Here is a 1,423-nt window from a genome sequence, read left to right as displayed (position 1 = left end):
GCCCAGCTCCCCCGCCCCACCCCCGCGGCAGCGCCCGGCGCGGCCGCCCGTACGGCGCAATCGGCCGGGCTGGGCCATGCGGGTGGCGACCTCGCTGTCGGTGGCGGTGCTCGCGGCGGCCGGCGTCGGACACGCGGTGGTCACCGGGCTCGACTCCGACATCGACCGGATCGACCCGTTCAAGGACATGAAGAACCGGCCCGAGCGGGGCCACGGCATGAACGTGCTCCTGGTCGGCACCGACGGACGGGACCGGATCTCACCGGCCCAGAAGGAGAAGTACCGGCTCGGCGGCGCCCCCTGCCACTGCACGGACACGGTCATGATCGTGCACCTCTCCGAGGACCGGCGGCGGGCCAGCGTGGTGAGCCTGCCGCGCGACTCGTACGCCGAGACGCCCGCGCACACCGACCGGACCACCGGCGAACGGCACAAGCCGCACCCGGTCAAGCTGAACGCCGCCTACGCGGAGGGCGGGCCGCGGCTGACCGTGCGCACCGTCGAGAACATGACCCGGGTGAAGGTCGACCACTATCTGGAAGTCGACTTCACCAGCTTCATGAAGACCGTGGACGTGCTCGGCGGGGTGCGGATCTGCACGGTCCGGCCGCTGAAGGACACGTACACCGGGCTCGACCTGGCGGCCGGGTCGCACGATCTGAACGGCGGGCAGGCGCTGCAGTACGTGCGCTCGCGGCACATCGACGGGGCCTCGGACCTCGGCCGGATGCAGCGCCAGCAGCGGTTCCTCGCGGCGCTGATCGCGCGGGCCACGTCGTCCGGCGTGCTGCTCAACCCGCTCAAATTCCGTGACGTGACCCGGGCCGTGCTCGGCTCGGTGCGCGCGGACAAGGGCTTCGGGACGAACGAGCTGATCGACCTGGGGCGGGCGATGCGGGCCTTCTCGCCGTCCTCCTCGGAGTTCACGACCGTCCCGATCGGGAAGATGGGGTACGCGGTGAAGGGCATCGGCTCGACCCTGAAGTGGGACGAGAAGAAGGCGGGGCGGCTCTTCGAGACCCTGCGCGAGGACCGGCCGCTCGCGCCGCACCGGGTCCGCTCCGAGGCGCTGCGCGTCGATGTGGCCCCGCAGCGGATCCGGGTCCAGGTCGAGAACGGGACGATGACCGCCGGGCTCGGCAGCCGCGTCGACGGCGGGCTGGCCGCCACGGGGTTCCGTACGACGCGGGCGCCCGTGAACGCGCAGGACCGTTCTCTGCGGCGGACCGTCGTGCGGTACGACCCCCGCTGGGACCGTTCGGCGAAGTCGCTCGCGGCGGCCCTGCCGGGCAGCGAGCTGCACGCCGTGACGGGGCAGGGGCCCCTGCTGAAGGTGGTCGCGGGCGCGGACTTCAAGAACGTCAGAAAGGTCCGGGCGGACGACCCGACGCAGGGTGAGTTCGAAACGGTCACGGGCGACCAG

At 72.4% G+C, this 1,423-nt stretch carries 1 protein-coding gene; it reads left to right on the top strand.

Going from position 1 to position 1,423, the window contains the following annotated elements; genetic code table 11:
• On the top strand, positions 1 to 1,423 hold a 1,423-nt coding region (locus AOK01_RS37115; protein ID WP_245702580.1), incomplete at both ends, for an LCP family protein.

Origin of the sequence: Streptomyces aurantiacus (genome assembly GCF_001418335.1) — a bacterium.
GTDB classification, from domain to species: Bacteria; Actinomycetota; Actinomycetes; order Streptomycetales; family Streptomycetaceae; genus Streptomyces; species Streptomyces aurantiacus.
Note: the sequence above shows the minus strand (reverse complement) of the source record. Positions and strands in the feature narration are given on the sequence as shown.